Origin of the sequence: Bacillus sp. DHT2 (genome assembly GCF_026241455.1) — a bacterium.
Taxonomy (GTDB): domain Bacteria; phylum Bacillota; class Bacilli; order Bacillales; family Bacillaceae_G; genus Bacillus_A; species Bacillus_A pseudomycoides.
Map to the genome: position 1 here is coordinate 59,257 of NZ_JAPHWH010000007.1, position 17,475 is coordinate 76,731.

Below are 17,475 nucleotides of genomic sequence, written 5' to 3' on the forward strand. Positions count from 1 at the left end.
CTGAATACTCAGTTAATTTTTATCAAACGGAACGCCTGGTAGAAATATTTAAAAAAGTAAAAAAAGTAAGATAATTAGCAAGAATACTTAATGAGGGGGTTCTTTTATGAAAAAAAAGTTTTTGATAGTGCCTGCCGTAGCACTGCTAGCACTTCCTGCTTTCAGCTTTAGCAATGCTTCTACTAATCTAACAGCTTTTAATCCACCACCACCTGATAGAGTTTCTAGTGACTTAACAGCTTTTAATCCACCACCACCTGATAGAGTTTTTAGTGACTTAACGGCTTTTAATCCACCACCACCTAATAGAGTTTCTAGTGACTTAACGGCTTTTAATCCGCCGCCACCTGACAGAGTTTCTAACAACTTAACGGCTTTTAATCCGCCACCACCTGACAGAGTTTCTAGCAACTTAACGGCTTTTAATCCGCCACCACCTGACAGAGTTTCTAACAACTTAACGGCTTTTAATCCACCACCACCTGACAGAGTTTCTAACAACTTAACGGCTTTTAATCCTCCACCACCTGATAGAATCTCTAATACAATTGGTTAATATATTCATGCATCATGGATCCTATTCCATTGATGTATGAATTATCTTAAATTGAGAAGAAGCTAGATATTCACTCTAGCTTCTTCTTTGATGTTACAAGTTTGTTTTATAACTACAAATTAATCAGACTATACCCACAAATTTGTTATAACTTTCACAAAGTTTCCATAGCCCTTTCCTCTCCTTCGTACTATAATCATGTATGGAAAAGGAGATGGAAACTATGACACACAGCGCCCCAGAGTTTAAAGTTTTGCAAAGCATTGCGTTCCTTGCTGTTGTTTTGCAAAGTTCCTTACTATATACAATGAATCAAGGTCATATTCTACTAGAACAATCTCTCATTATGGGAATGCTATTTAATCTCGCAAAATTTTCAGCACCTGCATTCATCTTCATTGTTGGATTTCATTTAATTCAGCAATACACAAAACAAATGGTCTATACAGAATACATCTATGAAAAAACAGCTCACTTGCTTGCTCCTTACTTCTTCTGGTCCGTCGTGTACTTATTGACAACAAACCAAGTCGTTACAGTGCAAAGCGGGATAAAAAGCCTATTGCTCGGAACAGCTGCGCCTCATCTTTGGTATGTCATTATGATGTTCCAAATCCATTTGCTGTTTCCCTTATTATGCACCTTATTTTATTGGTTTAAAAAAAGAACACAAAATCAGCAAGATATATACCGATACATGGCCGCTTTCGCTAGCATTTATTTTCTCTTAATGTGGTATTCTTCTCACTATATTTTTAACGGTGAAGTGCTAACTCAATCAACTGTTTTGCATTATACAGATCGTTCCTTCTTCTTCTATTCATTTTACTTTGTCATGGGAGGAATCGCTGCTGTAGCACTTCAAGCTTGGCGCTTATTTGTAATGAAACACATACCACTTATAACAATCTTGTTTTTTATTCTATTCTTATTCATCAACTATGAACTATTTAGCTTTTATGGTGTAGATTCCATTCACCTTACTGTATCTACCTATTTAAAGCCATCCATGTTTCTGTACATTGTATGTGAAATTTTAATACTATACGTACTATCTATCATGATTGTACAGCGGCGAGGTGCTTTATATAAAACATTACGCTTTATCGGAAACTACACGTACGGAGCCTATTTAGCACACTTTTTCTTTTTACAGCTAATTACGAAATTACTATCTCTATTTACAATACAGGCAAATACAATTCTATATAGTCTATTACTATTTCTTCTAACGGCAACATTCTCTATCATCACAATGGTTATATGTAGCACGATTCCATTCCATACATGGATTACAGGACCTTCTCCCACGCCTGTATTAAAATGGCCAACGCTCCTGCCTTTACTGCCATTATTAAGAAGTAAAAAGTAAAAGAAGCTGTCCAAAAAGATTTTTTGGACAGCTTCTTTTTAGGAAGAAACCTGCTCTGCAGAAGTTTCTTTATGCTGTATGTGACTTGTAATCCAAGCAATTCCACCAGCAACAACTAAATAACATAATAAAATTAAAATTTGCATTTGTAATTGTGACCAATCTCCTAGAGATATAACATCCTGAAGCCCTCTGAGAGAATGAGACATTGGAAGGCATTCTCCAGGGAATGTTCCGCCGCTGGTGGCAAGCTGAAGAACAAGAAGAGTCACTGCTAAAAACTTTCCAACAATGCCAAATACCATTACTAACATAAGAATAAATGTCATGAATGTAAAGAAAATAATGATACTTGATAAAATAAACAACTTACTTCTTATCCATTTTCAATTCCGTCTCAGCTAATAGCGGCAACACATTATCAAAAATATGCGTGTTGTTCTCTTTTCCAGTCACATATCCACCATAAAACCTGCTGAATACATTGTCATTCCGAAATTCACTCATGCGCTCATACAATTCTTGGGCAAATTTTTTATCTCCTACTTGTAATACATATAAAATCGTTAGCCCATATGCTGCTGGTGATTCAAAATCTACTACTGGTTTTCCTGTTTCTAAATCATAGCGACCGTATAACTTCCCATCTTTGCGGAATACCTTTTTAATAAACTCTAAATATGCTTCGGAGGAAATTCCTCCTAAACTACGATGGTAAGCAACATGCGATTGATCAATGAGATTCACCCGGTTTTCATATGTAAATGTACCATCCTCTTTGTATTCTTTCGGGAATGCCCAGCCACGTCTTGGATAATCCGTTAAAAATTGAATAGCTTCCTGATACTGCGTTTCTGAAATTTTTCCGTACTTTTTCATATAAGAGAATGCACTTGGATTTATGTAAGATGTCGTTAATATGTTATTTTGCATACCCTTATCTGCGTCATAATAGTCAACATAGATTTTCTTTTTCTTATTATAGCGTAGTACAGCATCACTCACTTGATCCGCAAGATGCTTATACCGCTCTTCTTTATACATGTCATAAGCACGATATAGCTGTTCGATGATGCGGAGATCATCAATGAGAGCATTCGTACCAGCCTGTCTTTCTCCTGTTTCAGAAATCTTCCATAAAACAATATGGACTGGATGTATAAAATAATTTTGGATCACCTTTACTTGTTCATCAAACAATGATTGATCGTCCATATCAAGCGTATATTGTAACCATAGCCCTGATGATTCTGATAATGCTTCACGGCCGGTAGCCTCGTTCGTTCCTACCTTTGAATCAGCTATGCGATATGTTGCGAGCGTCCCATTCTCGTTCATCATATGTCTCATAATAAAATATTCTGTTCGATTTCCTTGTAGTGCAGTCCAAAAAACAATTCCACCTAAAACCATAAATAAAGTTAACGCAATCCATATATACAAACGTTTCCGCACTTTTTCTCACCTCTATAATAAGACTAACCGTAATCTTAGTAGAGCATACGAAAACATTAAAAAGACAATCCTTTAGATTGTCTCTCACTTTTCTATCCTTTACACACGTTAATTAGCCTCTTTTGTAGGGCGATACAATAATTGCACAAGGTGATCATATTCACGCCGTGTAATTTCTTTATTATATAACTTTAATAACAAATCTTTATGCTCTTTCGAAAACGCCATTTTTCTAATGACTTCAGGATACATACAAACATCCCCTCCGTTTTACGTGAACTTCCACATTCTGTTAAACTCTAGCTTGTCCTTCTACAAATAAAACCCCTTAGATAGAACTAACGTTCGCATAAGCATTATAAAAGATTTTGTTCTAAAACACAAATAAAATATTCTTCTCTTTATTTTCTGAAGATTTCAAAATTATAATATCATATCCACTTTTTAAAATACATATATATTTTTGGCATTTTTTTGAATAAATTTTCCAATCCAATCAGAAAATAATGGCAAAAATGAAGAGGAGTAGAATTATGGATACTGTTACATTGTCACGGGCTTTCTTTGGGTCATCACTAGCATTCCACATCATTTTTGCAACACTTGGAATCGGACTATCTTTAATGATTTTTATAAGCGAAGTATTATATCACTGGAGAAAGGATTCTGATTACGCTGTTATGGCAAAAAGGTGGACAAAGGCTTTCGCCATCCTTCTTGGTGTCGCAATTCCTACTGGAACAATCGTCGGCGTACAAATTTCACTTCTTTGGCCCGGATTCGCCAAAATTGTCGGTCAAGTGATTTCTGTTCCATTTCAGATTGAGATTTTCGCCTTCTTCTTAGAAGCTTTATTTATGTCCATTTATGTATATGCAGCAGATAAATTACCACCATTTATGAGATTAATCTCACTCTTTTTTGTCATGCTTGGTGCCACTGCATCTGCCGTATTAATTACCTCAGCAAACACATGGATGAATACACCGGCAGGCTTTTCTATGAATCCTGATGGCTCTGTTTTTAACGTTGACCCGTGGAAAGCATTCTTTAATCCAAGCTTTTTCACAAGCTCCCTTCACGTTGTCATTACGGCTTATGCAACAGGAGCGGCAGTCATTGCTTCTATCGCTGGGTTTAAATTATTAAAACGAAATCTGGGTGCAAGAGAAATCGCTTATCATAAAAAAGGATTATTTTTAGGCCTTGTCGTTACATTTATTACAGGTGCTACGATGTGGCTTTCTGGACATGAATCGGCAATTGCTTTGCATGAACATTCTCCGGAAAAATTAGCATCTGCAGAAGCTTTATTTGAAACGACATCACATGCTCCTTTGTCCATTGGCGGAGTTGTCGATCCTGAAACTCTTGAACTGAACTACGCCCTCGAAATCCCAAATATGCTAAGTATGTTAGTTGGATTTAATCCTAATACCGTTGTAAAGGGGTTAAATGAATTTCCACAAGAAACGTGGCCGCCATTTTATACCCATACGTTCTTTAATTTAATGGTTGGTACAGCTGCATTCACTTTTGCTGTAGCAGCAATCGCTCTTGTATATTGGTACTTTATCTATCGAAAAAAAGGAGCAGAATTACCAAAATGGCTTCTATGGGCTACTGCTGCGTGCGGACCGATTATGATGCTCGGCATTGAATTTGGATGGGTTTTCAGTTGTAGCGGTCGTCAACCTTGGACGATTTATGGGATGCAGCGCACAATGGATGCTGCTACGCGCGCTGATTTCGTCGGGCCTTTATTTATTTTATTCATCATTTTGTATATCGGTCTTGGCGCTTTAACGATTTTCGTACTACGAACGTTCTTCAGAAGACATCCATTAAAAAATGATCTAGGGCAGCAAGGAGGAGATCCTCGTGCATGAGGCAAGTATTGCGATTATCATCTTATGGGCCATCATCTTCGTATACAGCATTTTAGGTTCCATTGATTTTGGAGCCGGATTTTGGGGCATGGTATACGCAAAGCACCCGACACTAGCCGGAAAGCTTGCCAATCGTTATCTATCACCAACATGGGAAGTAACGAATACATTTCTCGTCTTTGTCGTTGTCGCATTTCTTGGCTTCTTTCCGAAAGCAGCTTTTACACTCGCAACAGTGATGTTTGTACCGGTGACATTAATTTTAGTTCTCGTTGCCATTCGTAGCACATTCATGGTTTTTGCATATTCCGTACCGAAGTATGAGCATATCTTGCGCTTTATTTCTGGTATTACAGGGCTCTTAATTCCAGCCTTATTAATTACAGTTTTGCCAGTAACAGAAGGTGCTTATATTACGACCTCTAGTGGAAAAGAAGTGCTATTATACGGGAAACTTCTATCAAGCCCTGTAATCTATTGGTATATGTTATTTGGGTTAACTTCAGAGTTGTTCCTATCCTCTCTTTTTCTAGCTGACTTTGCAAGAGAGCAGCGCTCAGAGGATACGTATCGACTCTACAGACGAAACGCCATCGTACTTGGTCCGGCGACGCTCGTTACAGCCATTATCGCCCTGGTTGTTATGGAACCAGAAACACATTGGCTCATGCAAGGATTAATTAAGCAGTTTCCATGGTTCACAGTCTCCATTCTTTTATTTGTAATCGGGTATTCTTCCCTTTGGTGGACAAATAAAAAATACGATTCACTCGGCTGGCCTCGCATCGCTGTTTTAGCAGTTGTTGCACAATATGCCTTTGCTAGCTACGCTTACGGCGTCGCGCATTTACCGTATATCATTTATCCGGACGTTACTGTATTTACAAGCTTTACAACGAAAGAAACATTCTATGCGCTGCTCATCCTCTATGCAATCGGCATCGCGATCTTGCTTCCAGGCTTTATCTTCTTCTGGAATTTATTCTTAAAGGATCGAACGTTCCTCAAAGAAAAATAACGATTTAAAGAGAAGCTACTCCAAACATTTACTAAAATGTCTAGAGTAGCTTCTCTTTATAATAATGACTCCCTAAATAATTTCTACATCTTTACAAACATAACAAAAACACCATATATATATCCATTTTGTTTTTCCTTCATACTAAGTCGCGGCTATGAAAACAAAAGAAGATTCCCACTCGTTCTCCCCTTTTGTTTTCACTCGGCATGGGGCAAGAAGAGGACCTGATCGCTTCTATGCTCGGGCGGACGCTCTCTCCACCTAAAAAGAAAGAGTTTATATGGGGTTTTTAATTTTTATTTATATAAAACGAAACTTCCATCACTGATTGTATTTTTTGGGGATAACTCCTTTTTGGATTTTCACATATAAGTTACTGCTATGAAAACAAAAAGTGGCCTACTCTCTTTTTCTCCCTTTGTTTTAAACTCGGCATGGGGCCAAAAAAGGACCTGACCGCTTCTATGCTCGGGCGGGCGCTCTCTCCCATCTGAAAAATAGGTTTTAAATCGTTGTTTCAATTTGTATTTATATAGGTTCTTCTCTCTATCAAAAAGCACTAGTTATCTCTCTCGTATCTATATTTGCCTTTTAACATCAAATACACATATTCACTAGATTCAGGTACATGCCTAGTTCTTCTTATTTTTTTTGAATATAATGCTGTATACACTTGAGACAAGCTCAAATCTATTTGCTCAAGTAAAAAAGAAAGGTAGGCTAACAATGAGTACTGGAATATTGATTACAATCGTCGTCTTCTTCTTAACCATGATCATCATTTTTTGGCGACCACGGGGATTGAATGAAGCATGGCCCGCTGCAATTGGTGCCGGTATCATTCTCCTTACAGGACTTGTATCAAAACCGGATGTTATGGATATTATTAGTAAAATAGGAGGCGCCTCCATAACTATCTTAGCAACCATCGTTATGGCCGTTATATTAGAAAGCTTCGGCTTCTTCCATTGGGCGGCTGCAAAACTGGCAAATCTAGCAAAAGGTTCTGGTCACCGTTTATACTGGTATATTCAATTACTATGCTTCCTCATGACTCTTTTATTTAACAACGATGGCAGCATCTTAATTACAACTCCAATTTTAATTTTACTTCTCAAAAACCTTCAATTAAAACCACACCAACAAATTCCGTATTTACTAAGTGGTGCTTTAATTGCTACTGCTTCAAGTGCACCAATTGGTGTAAGTAATATCGTAAACTTAATCGCATTAAATATCGTACACATGACACTTTATATGCACACTGCAATGATGTTCGTACCTGCAACACTAGGACTACTATTTATGTCATGGCTCATGTACACTGTTTTAAAGAGAAAACTACCTGAAAAATTACCAGTTTCCTCTTATGATATTGAAGAAATCTTCTTCACAAAAAATTTCCATCCTCTAAAAGGAAAAAATTCTGTTGATACAAAACAAAAACGGACAAAATTTATGTTAAAGGTATTACTTTTCGTATTCCTTATGCGCTGTCTTCTCTTCGTCGCTTCCTTCCTATCCATACCAATTGAAATTGTAGCTGTACTCGGTTCACTCGTTCTCCTTGTATGGAGATGGTACTATTTACGTACAAACCCTGTCGATATCTTAAAAAAGACACCGTGGCACATTTTGATCTTCGCATTCTCCATGTATGTTATTATTTACGGGCTTCACAATGCAGGATTAACAACGTTTCTTGTAAAGTGGCTCGAACCGATTGTTAACCAGCATCTACTATACGCAAGCTTTACAATGGGTGGATTGGTTTCACTTCTCTCCAACGTCTTTAATAATCACCCCGCATTAATGATTGGTACCATTACATTAACCGAGATGGGACTCGATCCAGTCACTCTAAAAACAATTTATCTTGCAAATATTATCGGTAGTGACATGGGATCGTTATTATTACCAATCGGTACACTTGCTTCCCTCATTTGGATGTACATCCTAAAACAAAATAAAATTAAAGTGAAGTGGAAAGATTATTTAAGCGTATCCCTTATCGTCATCCCGCTCTCAACAATCGTAACATTGTTCCTCTTATTCTACTGGGTACAACTTTTCTTCTCCCTCTAAAAAACAATAGCCTCCTTTGCTACCGTCTTAGCAAAGGAGGCTTCTTCTATATTTAAATTAGATACACGTGATCAATCAAGTTAAAAGGTGTTCGGAAGCCGTACATATCCCCCACTATTTGTGGGCATTCGTACCCCCATCTCAAATCCAATTATTGATATAAGTGACTACCAGCTTCTTTAAATTCTTCTGATTTCTCTTTCATGCCTTTTTCAATTGCTTCTGTTGTTTCTAAATCATTTTCTTTTGCATATTCACGAATGTCATGTGAAATTCTCATACTACAGAACTTCGGACCACACATGGAACAGAAATGAGCTGTTTTTGCTCCTTCTGCTGGTAATGTTTCATCGTGGAAATCCATTGCCCGTTCAGGATCTAACGATAGGTTAAATTGATCGCGCCAGCGGAATTCAAAACGCGCTTTTGAAAGAGCATCATCACGCTGCTGCGCTGTTTTGTGTCCTTTCGCAAGATCAGCCGCATGCGCCGCAATTTTATACGTAATAACCCCTTCACGAACGTCATCTTTGTTCGGTAAGCCTAAATGCTCTTTCGGTGTTACATAACAAAGCATTGCTGTACCAAACCAGCCAATCATCGCTGCACCAATCGCCGATGTAATATGATCATAACCCGGTGCAATATCCGTTGTTAAAGGTCCAAGTGTATAAAATGGTGCGCCTTGGCAAATATCAAGTTCTTTATCCATATTTTCTTTAATTAAATGCATTGGTACATGCCCTGGTCCTTCAATCATAACTTGAACATCATGCTTCCAAGCAATTTTTGTTAACTCACCAAGCGTTTCAAGCTCAGAGAATTGCGCTTCATCATTCGCATCCGCAATCGAACCTGGACGTAATCCATCTCCAAGAGAGAAGGAAACATCATATTGTTTCATAATTTCACAAATTTCTTCAAAGTGAGTGTATAAGAAGTTTTCTTTATGATGAAATAAACACCACTGCGCCATAATAGAACCACCGCGCGAAACAATTCCTGTCGTACGTTTTGCTGTAATTGGAATGTAACGAAGTAGTACACCTGCATGAATTGTAAAGTAATCCACACCTTGCTCCGCTTGTTCAATTAACGTGTCACGGTATACTTCCCAAGTTAAATCTTCAGCAATACCATTTACTTTTTCTAGCGCTTGATAAATCGGCACTGTTCCAACTGGTACAGGAGCATTACGAATAATCCATTCACGAGTCGTATGAATATTTTTCCCTGTTGATAGGTCCATAATTGTATCTGCACCCCAGCGCGTTGCCCATGTCATCTTCTCTACTTCTTCCGCGATAGAAGAAGAAACTGCCGAGTTACCGATATTCGCATTTACTTTCACGTGGAAATTGCGTCCGATAATCATCGGTTCTGCTTCTGGGTGGTTAATGTTTGCTGGTAAAATCGCACGTCCTTCTGCGACTTCTTTACGAACAAACTCAGGCTCTACACCTTCACGAATCGCAACATATTCCATCTCAGATGTAATGATACCGTTACGTGCATAGTGCATTTGCGTTACATTTGCGCCCTTTTTTGCACGAAGTGGTTTACGATCCATCTGCGGGAACACAGGTGTATGCTGAGAAGCAGCCTTCACGCCATCATCTTCCGGTTTAATTTCACGTCCTTCATACTCTTCTACATCTCCACGGTCAACAATCCAAGCACGGCGAGGTGTTGGAATTCCTTTTTCCAGCTCTACTTTGTACTCAGGGTCTGTGTACGGACCACTTGTATCATACACGCGAAGCGGCGGATTTGGTACACCGTTTGTATCACTTTGCTCAATCTCACGCATTGGTACTTTCATACCTTCACGCGGGCCATCCACATAGACTTTCTGACTTCCTGGTAAACTCGACTTCAATTCAATTTGCTCAGCTGAAACAGATTGCTTCATAATTTGTGTTTCCTCCCCTTTATCATTTCAGGCAAATCGAACTTGCTCAGAATCTCGGGCCACCTTCTGGGCAATTCGATTCCCGCTTCAGCAGCTAGAATGGTCGGTGGCTTCGCCTCTTCAGCTGAAGCTCCATCCCCTCCCATTCTGACCGAGCCGCTTTCGCTTTACTTGTGAAAAGGACAAGAACTAGTGACCAGCGCATGCCAAAATAAAAAGAGCCAGGTCCATAGTAAAACAAGGACCTGGCTCATAAAGACATAGTTATGTAAAGCCGTTAACTTCCCTACGCTGGTACGAGCCAGATCAGGTCCAGAGGGTTAAGAAGTTCTCGCACTTCTCTCTCAGCCCACGCTTCTCTTGGGCACCCCTAGTTTATCACTGATTTAATTTTCAATACTTTCCCATCATACACGATAATCAGAAAAATGCAAAGGCATGAAGTACAATTTTTACATGTCGTTTTTTATCTGCTAGTCGATACTCCTTATCGAACCGCTGATAAAGTGAACCTTAATTAGTGGGGTTTTCTTCATCCCCCCACTAATTATTAGCCCGACCAATCGGGCTTTTACAGGCAGTTCATCTCCCATCTAACTTCTTTGTTTCCACTGAATTTTGAGGTGGGGGTCAAAACTTATCCATGTTCAGCTAAAATCAGAACACCTAAAAAGTTAGTCATATTATTTATTCACATATGTAAAGTAAAGTTTAGATCAGGAGTGAAATTATAATGGGTTGTTTGGGATCTATCTTCCGATTTACGTTTTTCGCAATATGTATCATTTTTTTCCTCTGATTTGGAGGCTCGTCAATTATAGCCTTCTTTTCCGCTCTGTTTGGGGGAAGTTGGATGCATTTCTGGACATTATTTTCTATCTGGATTACTGCAAATTACGGAATCGGTTGGCTGTTTGAAGTTCACTGGAAAGATGAGGACGCAGGCGAAGAATTCTTTGCAATTTTCATTCTTTTCATCAGCATACTTATTTATAGAGGGATCAATAAACTTGGGAGGGTATTTATTCGAGGATGAATAGTCTTTCATGCCGTACATAACCATCGGGTTAAGGCTATGTATCATTTTAGGCACAAACAAGCCAGGTACTTTCAGCACCTGGCTTGTTTGTGTTAAGTTGGTGGCTATCTACTTAAGGTATCATCCACGTTAAATAATAGGCTTGTACATATGTCATAATCCCAACAATAACTACAAAGAATATACTATGTTTTACTGTGAAGCGGAATAAGTCAGATTCTTTTCCAGCGAGACCTACTGCTGCACACGCGATCGCAATCGATTGCGGAGAAATCATTTTACCCGTTACACCACCTGTTGTATTCGCAGCAACAAGCAATACTTCTTTCACACCAACTTGCTGTGCTGTAATAGCTTGCAAATTGGAGAATAGCGCGTTAGCCGATGTATCTGATCCTGTTAAGAATACACCGAGCCAGCCAAGGAATGGTGAGAAGAATGGGAATAATCCACCTGTTCCTGCTAATGCTAACGCGAGTGTTGAGGATAAACCAGAATAGTTTGCGATGAATGCGAATCCTAATACTAAACCGATAGATAGGATTGGCATTTTTAATTCTTGTAACGTTTCTGCAAATGTTTCTATAGCTTGTTTTGCACTCATTTTTAAAATAATGATAGAAATGATACAAGCAATTAAAATTGCTGTTCCAGTTGCTGATAAAATATCAAGTTTGAATACTGCCTCATAAGGCGTTGGTTTATTTACAATTGGCTCTGCCTTCATGACTAAATTGTGCAGACCTGGAATTTGAAACTTAAAGACAAGACTTTCTAACGTCCCACCTGGAGCAAATAATGCTTTAAAGAAACTTTGACTCCAAATAACAACCATCACTGTCAAAATAATAAATGGTGACCAAGCCTTTACAACTTTTCCTACTGTTAATTTCGGCATGGATGCAGCCGTCGTTGTTGCCGCTTCAGCATTTGCTTGATTAGATTGATAGATTTCTTTCGGCTGCCATACTTTTAGGAATAATGCTAAACATACTAAGCTGACAAGTGCTGATGTAATATCTGGAAGTTCTGGTCCTAAAAACGTTGCTGTAATAAATTGCGTAATTGCAAAGGAACTACCTGCTACAAGTAATGCAGGCCATGTTTGTTTTATACCTTTGAAGCCATCCATTAAAAATACGATAAAGAATGGAACAAACAATGATAAAAACGGCAATTGGTGTCCAGCCATTTGTCCGATTTTGTGGGGATCAATACCCGTTACTTGCCCCGCAACTGTAATTGGAATTCCCATCGCTCCGAACGCCACCGGTGCTGTATTTGCAATTAAGCAAAGTCCTGCTGCATATAACGGATTTAAACCAAGACCAGCAAGAAGCGCTGCTGTAATTGCTACCGGTGCACCGAATCCTGCTGCCCCTTCCAAAAATGCGCCAAATGAAAAGCCAATTAAAATAACGAGTAAACGATGGTCATTCGTAATCGATAGTACCGATGCACGAATCACATCAAACTGTCCTGTTTTGACAGAAATTTTATATAAAAATACCGACATCACAATAATCCATGCAATTGGCCATAACCCGTATGCAAAGCCATATCCGGTTGCTGCCATCGCCATTATAAACGGCATTTTATACGCAAATAGCGCAACTAAAATTGTTAATACAACTGTAATAAGTCCTGCTACATAGCCCTTCATACGAAAGACTGCTAAAGCCAAGAAAAAAAAGATAATTGGAATAAGTGCTACCGCTGCGGAAATCCAAATGTTACCGAACGGATCGTAAACTTGTGTCCATGTGCCCATTGTCCTCTCCCTTTCTGTAATCCCCTGTTTTAAAATCCTTATAATCCTATCAATAGACTATCCGGTCATCATACCTTTAAGTCCAAAATAAAAAACGTTTAAGAAAACGTTTTCAATTATTGTATTTATACTTTACCATACCATTTTTATTTTAAAAAGATTTTTCTGATTATTTTTTCCATTTTTTCGTTTAATTGCACTTTCTATAAATAGGAAAAAAGTAAGTTTCATTCTTCCCTCATTATTTTAAACAAACGTTTGATTAACAAAAGAAAAGACTGTCACTCTGGCCTATTTCACTTTAAACAAACGTTTGATTAAAAGCCTTATGCCTCGTTCAGCACAACTAAAAAAGAAAAAGCACTCGCAATTCGCAAGTGCCCTACCTTCTTCTTCTTTTCTTCTTTTTTCTCATAAGCTTTTTCCGGCGCGTATTCAATCGATCCGCTATAATATGGAGTGCACTCGCAGCGATAACTCCAATTACAAATGTCGTTAAAGCAACATCATGTTCCTTTGCAATCTCAAGCAACCTTCCGTCTAGCACCATTTTATTTACTATGTATAGGAATGGAGAAAAGACAAGAAGCATATACAATATACGAATGAGATCACCGATTACAAGCGTATGCGTTAAAAAAGAACGATGCGGCATCACACATTGATACGGATACCAAAAAATACGAAGTAATCCCCATTTATTATAGGCGTTACTATGAATATCCAAATCTGGTGTTAAGAAAAACGTGCCGATTAAAAAGCCTATCGCAAAAGTGAGTAAAAAATCAAAATTTGTTAATCCATACGAAACAAGCATAAATAAAACAATCGGAAGAGAAAGTAAGTTTATTTTCGTATGTGTTTTTCCTGATGGCATAGTACACTTCCTCGCTTATGTTTGCCCTGCCAGCACATGACAGTTCTCAGCTATTGATCTAATTTTTGATCGATAAACGATGTGTCTATATCCGAACCAAACCAATCCGCTAATTTCATCTGCGCTTTTTCTTTTACATCTTCATTTACATACATGGATGCTTGCAAAAGTGCAGCTGTTAATGCCCCTAAATCATCCGTATAACCAATTCCAGCTATAAAATCCGGAATCGCATCAATTGGCGCAATAAAGTAAGCAAGTGCTCCGATAATGGTTGCCTTTACTCGTTTTGGAACATCCGGTCTTTGCATAACGTAAAACAGCAATAAACTTGCATAAATAACCGATTGTCCCGCTTGTTTCGCTACATGTTTCACTTTATTCCAAAACGCTTCAACTGAAAATTTTCGTTCCATATAAAGAGCCCCCATATTTTGTTTTTTCACTATACGCAAAAGTAGATGTGCCTTCAAAAAGAAAAAACTAGCCTCATTAGTCAATAAAAAGCTCATCAAATATACACATAACCGATCGATGAAAACTTATTGTAACAGACAACACCAGAAAGAACAAGTGTTCGCAATCATTTCCCGCTATTTACTCTAATTATAATAAGATTTTTCACATATAAATCACGGCTTCGGGAACAAAAGAAGACCTGCTCTCTTCTCCTCCCTTTGTTTTAAACTCATCATGGGGCGAAAAAAGGAGCTGACCGTTTCTATGCTCAGGCGGACGCTCTCTCCCACCTAAAAAGAGGGGGTTATACATTAAAATTTCCATCACCAATCAAAATTTTGCTAAATCACTCTTTTTGTTCTTTCACTTATAAGTTGCTTTGCATACAAAATGGACCTACTCTCTCCTTCTCCCTTTGTTTTAAATTCGGCATGGGGCGAAAAAAGGACCTGACCGTTTCTATGCTCAGGCGGACGCTCCCTCCCATCTAAAAAGAAAGGGTTTATATATTTCCTATCAATATTTCTCAATATAAAATGTTCTATTTCTCTTAACATTCTCTTTTATCTTTGTTATATTTTCTAGTTGACGAGCATATAAACCAATGTTAAAGTTTTCTCTGGCAGCAACAACGAAAATACAAAAACTGTAAAATGTTATAGTGTTTCTAAGAATTGAATTTTGTTGTATAATACAGAAATGACGTTATGCTTATGGATCAACAAAAGAAATGGCAGGAAACCAAAAGGGTATGCATAGTTAAAGTCGTATATGGGTGATATAGAAAACCCTGCTCATGGCCAAGAAAACTATGTATTTTTTATTTTAGCATTTTTCTCTCAAAAATCGACCAAGCCTGATAGAGAAAGGGTGGAAATGGATGAAGGAATCTTTAAAATCACAATTTCATAATGTGCGTTTTACTTTGTTCGTCGCTTTGGCCTTATGGCTAAAAACTTACATCATAACGCGTACGAGCTTTGATTTGAAACTTGAATCTTTCATGCAAGAATTTATCTTATTCATTAGTCCATTGGCAACATCATTACTGCTTGTGGGTCTTGCATTATTCGCAAAAGGAAAAAAACGTAATTATATAGCACTTGGAATTGATTTTGTTTTAACAATCGTTCTTGTTGGTAACGTAATGTTCTACGGATTCTACAATGATTTCGTTACTTTACCGGTACTTGGGCAAACGTCCAACTTTGGACAGTTAGGTTCTAGTGTAAAAGAACTACTCAACTACAAAATCATTGTTGCATTTGCTGATATTATTCTTTTCTTCGTTTTATTAAAAAAGAAGAAAGACTTTGCAAAAACGGAGCGTGTGTCACGTCCAATGCGTTCTTTATACTTCGTATCAACGGTTGCTATTTTCTTCGCAAACTTAGGTCTTGCAGAGACTGAGCGTCCGGAACTATTAACGCGTTCATTTGACCGTGTTATGCTCGTGAAAAACTTAGGTTTATATACTCACCAATTATATGATCTTGGCTTACAAGCGAAATCAAGTTCACAAAAAGCATTTGCTGATGGTAGCAAATTACAAGAAACAGAAAACTATGTGAAGACGCTCAAAGAGAAACCAGATCCAAATATGTTTGGCGTTGCGAAAGGGAAAAACGTAATCGTCGTTTCTCTTGAATCCTTGCAAACATTCTTAATTGGTGCGACAGTAAATGGTCAAGAAGTTACACCATTCTTAAACCAATTTGCAAAAGAAAGTTATTACTTCGATAACTTCTTCCACCAAACTGGACAAGGAAAAACATCGGATGCTGAATTCTTAGTAGATACATCACTATATCCGTTAGACCGAGGTGCTGTATTCTTTACACATGGTAATAACGAATATACTGCAACACCAGAAATCCTGCGTCAGCAAGGGTATTACACAGCTGTATTCCACGCAAACAACGCAACATTCTGGAACCGTAACATCATGTATCCTGCACTTGGTTACGACCGTTACTATAACGAACTTGACTACAAAATCACACCAGAAACAAAGTTAAACTGGGGATTAAAAGATATTGAGTACTTTAATCAATCCGTGGATATGTTAAAACAAGTGAAGAAGCCATTCTATACTCGCTTCCTTAGTTTAACCAACCACTATCCATTTACTTATGATGACGGTACAAAATTAATCGAACCTTACAACTCTGGTGATGGTGTATTTGACCGTTACATGGTAACAGCTCGTTACTTAGACGAAGCACTGAAAAACTTTATTGAACGTCTAAAAGCAGAAGGTATTTATGATAACTCGGTTATCGTATTCTACGGTGACCACTATGGTATTTCTGAAAACCATAACCGTGCGATGGCACAATTCTTAGGAAAAGAAGAAATTACAACATTTGATCATATGAACTTACAACGTACACCAATGTTCATTCACGTTCCAGGTCAAAAAGAAGGTAAAACAATTTCAAAACCAACAGGTGAAATTGATATTAAACCAACAATTCTAAACTTACTTGGTGTTGATTCAAGCAATGACATTAGCTTCGGTCATGATGTATTCTCACCAGATTATAAATCATTCGTTGTTCTTCGTGATGGAAGTTTTATAACAGAACAATATATATATACAAACAATACATTCTATAACCGCGAAACAGGCGAAATTGTAGAAGTACCGAAAGAAGAAGCTCAAGCGATGATTGATCGGGCGCAAAATGAACTGCACATGTCTGATAAACTCATTGAGGGAGACTTACTTCGCTTCTCCGAAAGCAACAAAATTAAAACGGGCGAAGTAAAAACAATTATTAAAGAAGACAAAAAAGGCGCTGAGTAATCTCAGCGTCTTTTTCTCTACATTAGTATGATAAAATTACACAATCTTCACCAAATATTTACATAAAATTCATGAAACATCTCTATAATAGAATTTGTAAACAGTGTTCTGTTCATTCCTCATGGGGAATAATAGTATCATTTTTGTAACAATTTTCCTGACGTTACCGGGAAGTAACATCCATTGTCTTAGTAAAGCCGTTTGGTTTACTGGTCACCTTTCTAAGCTAT

General features: G+C 37.9%; 15 protein-coding genes, 1 pseudogene and 1 riboswitch. Of the genes and pseudogenes, 7 read left to right on the forward strand and 9 right to left on the reverse strand.

All coding sequences use genetic code 11. The annotated features are described in order from the left end of the window. Positions 1 to 87: 87 nt before the first annotated feature. Complete coding sequence (locus ORL93_RS17475; RefSeq protein WP_265959321.1) at positions 88 to 501, reverse strand: hypothetical protein; 414 nt, start codon at positions 499 to 501, stop codon at positions 88 to 90. A gap of 257 nt (positions 502 to 758) precedes the next feature. Here ORL93_RS17475 and ORL93_RS17480 point away from each other — a divergent pair, with 257 nt between their 5' ends. Then, positions 759 to 1,928 (forward strand): acyltransferase family protein, encoded by a 1,170-nt coding sequence (locus tag ORL93_RS17480; RefSeq protein WP_003205094.1) that lies wholly within the window; start codon positions 759 to 761, stop codon positions 1,926 to 1,928. A 38-nt stretch (positions 1,929 to 1,966) separates the two neighbouring features. On the opposite strand, the pseudogene ORL93_RS17485 reads toward ORL93_RS17480, so the two are convergent. From ORL93_RS17485 to ORL93_RS17495, 3 genes and pseudogenes are all read right to left on the reverse strand, one after another. Continuing rightward, a pseudogene (locus ORL93_RS17485) lies at positions 1,967 to 2,296 on the reverse strand (ABC-2 transporter permease); the annotation flags it as partial. Position 2,297: 1 nt separating this feature from the next. Next, positions 2,298 to 3,383 carry a hypothetical protein gene (locus tag ORL93_RS17490; protein WP_018765145.1) on the reverse strand — a complete coding sequence of 362 codons (1,086 nt, stop codon included), beginning with the start codon at positions 3,381 to 3,383 and terminating at the stop codon, positions 2,298 to 2,300. Positions 3,384 to 3,491: 108 nt separating this feature from the next. Continuing rightward, a complete protein-coding gene (locus tag ORL93_RS17495; protein WP_003205090.1) occupies positions 3,492 to 3,635 on the reverse strand; it encodes a hypothetical protein in 144 nt (47 codons plus the stop codon). A gap of 281 nt (positions 3,636 to 3,916) precedes the next feature. Between ORL93_RS17495 and ORL93_RS17500 the strand changes: the two genes are divergently transcribed. The 3 genes from ORL93_RS17500 (at position 3,917) to ORL93_RS17510 (ending at position 8,378) form a co-directional block, all read left to right on the forward strand. Continuing rightward, on the forward strand, positions 3,917 to 5,272 hold the full coding sequence (locus ORL93_RS17500) for a cytochrome ubiquinol oxidase subunit I (protein ID WP_018765146.1): 1,356 nt from the start codon (positions 3,917 to 3,919) through the stop codon (positions 5,270 to 5,272). Beyond that, positions 5,265 to 6,290, forward strand: coding sequence for a cytochrome d ubiquinol oxidase subunit II (locus ORL93_RS17505; protein WP_018765147.1), 1,026 nt, complete (start codon positions 5,265 to 5,267; stop codon positions 6,288 to 6,290). Before ORL93_RS17500 ends, ORL93_RS17505 begins: the two co-directional genes overlap by 8 nt. 729 nt (positions 6,291 to 7,019) lie before the next feature. Further along, a complete protein-coding gene (locus tag ORL93_RS17510; protein WP_018765149.1) occupies positions 7,020 to 8,378 on the forward strand; it encodes an arsenic transporter in 1,359 nt (452 codons plus the stop codon). Positions 8,379 to 8,529: 151 nt separating this feature from the next. Here the strand turns inward: ORL93_RS17510 and thiC are convergent, their stop codons facing one another. Next, positions 8,530 to 10,290: a phosphomethylpyrimidine synthase ThiC gene (gene thiC, locus ORL93_RS17515; RefSeq protein WP_018765150.1), complete on the reverse strand. Its 1,761-nt coding sequence runs from the start codon at positions 10,288 to 10,290 to the stop codon at positions 8,530 to 8,532. Positions 10,291 to 10,556: 266 nt separating this feature from the next. Further along, positions 10,557 to 10,672: riboswitch (TPP riboswitch) on the reverse strand. A 471-nt stretch (positions 10,673 to 11,143) separates the two neighbouring features. On the opposite strand from thiC, the gene ORL93_RS17520 reads away from it, so the two are divergent. Continuing rightward, complete coding sequence (locus tag ORL93_RS17520) at positions 11,144 to 11,326, forward strand: hypothetical protein (RefSeq protein ID WP_003205080.1); 183 nt, start codon at positions 11,144 to 11,146, stop codon at positions 11,324 to 11,326. Between the two features lie 115 nt (positions 11,327 to 11,441). On the opposite strand, the gene ORL93_RS17525 is transcribed toward ORL93_RS17520, so the two are convergent. From ORL93_RS17525 to ORL93_RS17540, 4 genes are all read right to left on the reverse strand, one after another. Next, on the reverse strand, positions 11,442 to 13,100 hold the full coding sequence (locus ORL93_RS17525; protein WP_018765152.1) for a lactate permease LctP family transporter: 1,659 nt from the start codon (positions 13,098 to 13,100) through the stop codon (positions 11,442 to 11,444). A gap of 382 nt (positions 13,101 to 13,482) precedes the next feature. Then, complete coding sequence (locus ORL93_RS17530) at positions 13,483 to 13,977, reverse strand: metal-binding protein (protein WP_003209033.1); 495 nt, start codon at positions 13,975 to 13,977, stop codon at positions 13,483 to 13,485. A 50-nt stretch (positions 13,978 to 14,027) separates the two neighbouring features. Beyond that, the gene (locus ORL93_RS17535) at positions 14,028 to 14,393 is read right to left on the reverse strand and encodes a YkvA family protein (protein WP_016112579.1); all 366 of its coding nucleotides are present in this window, start codon (positions 14,391 to 14,393) and stop codon (positions 14,028 to 14,030) included. Positions 14,394 to 14,598: 205 nt separating this feature from the next. Further along, complete coding sequence (locus ORL93_RS17540) at positions 14,599 to 14,760, reverse strand: hypothetical protein (RefSeq protein ID WP_265959322.1); 162 nt, start codon at positions 14,758 to 14,760, stop codon at positions 14,599 to 14,601. Between the two features lie 447 nt (positions 14,761 to 15,207). Here ORL93_RS17540 and ORL93_RS17545 point away from each other — a divergent pair, with 447 nt between their 5' ends. Together ORL93_RS17545 and ORL93_RS17550 are read left to right on the forward strand one after the other, a co-directional pair. Beyond that, positions 15,208 to 15,348 carry a hypothetical protein gene (locus tag ORL93_RS17545; protein WP_003205072.1) on the forward strand — a complete coding sequence of 47 codons (141 nt, stop codon included), beginning with the start codon at positions 15,208 to 15,210 and terminating at the stop codon, positions 15,346 to 15,348. Beyond that, on the forward strand, positions 15,317 to 17,245 hold the full coding sequence (locus ORL93_RS17550) for an LTA synthase family protein (protein ID WP_018765155.1): 1,929 nt from the start codon (positions 15,317 to 15,319) through the stop codon (positions 17,243 to 17,245). Before ORL93_RS17545 ends, ORL93_RS17550 begins: the two co-directional genes overlap by 32 nt. The last annotated feature ends 230 nt before the right edge of the window (positions 17,246 to 17,475 follow it).